Origin of the sequence: Acidovorax sp. ST3 (assembly GCF_003231145.1) — a bacterium.
Taxonomy (GTDB): Bacteria; Pseudomonadota; Gammaproteobacteria; order Burkholderiales; family Burkholderiaceae_C; genus Acidovorax.
In genome coordinates, this window is the sequence record NZ_QKVP01000142.1 from 1 (window position 1) to 514 (window position 514).

Below are 514 nucleotides of genomic sequence, written 5' to 3' on the forward strand. Positions count from 1 at the left end.
GTCGAGCTCGATGTCGTGGACCATCGCGCCGATGCGGATCTCCGCCCCGGCGGCGACCGCGGCCGGGAGGTAGGTGTTGGCGGTGGTGGCCTTGGCATCCACCCGGCATCCCTGGTGGCAGGCGCCGCAGTTGATGCACGCGCGGCGTTCGCCGTGATGCTCCTGCAGGCGCGCGCGGGTGAGCACCGCGGCCGGAGCGTCGGCGTACCGGATGCCGAGCGCCTCGCACCCGCGGGCGACCAGGGTCGCGGGCGCGTTGCGCGCGGCAGGGCCGTACGCGTACGAGCGGTCGGGATCCCACGGGTACGGCGTCTGGCCGGAGACGCCGATGTCGCCCTCGACGCGCGCGACGTACGTCAGCAGCTCGGCGGGGTCGAGCGGCCAGTCGCGTCCCTCGCCCGTCTCGGTGCGCAGCCGCAGGTCGCGCTTGTCGGGGCGCGGGGTGAACGCGCCCCAGTGCAGGGTCGACCCGCCCACCCCGCGGCCGCTAATGTTGGGGCCGAAGGCGGTGGGA

General features: G+C 75.3%; 1 protein-coding gene. It reads right to left on the minus strand.

Translation table 11 applies throughout. The features are described from left to right. On the minus strand, positions 1-514 hold a 514-nt coding region (locus tag DNK89_RS24010), incomplete at both ends, for a GMC family oxidoreductase N-terminal domain-containing protein (RefSeq protein WP_203422616.1).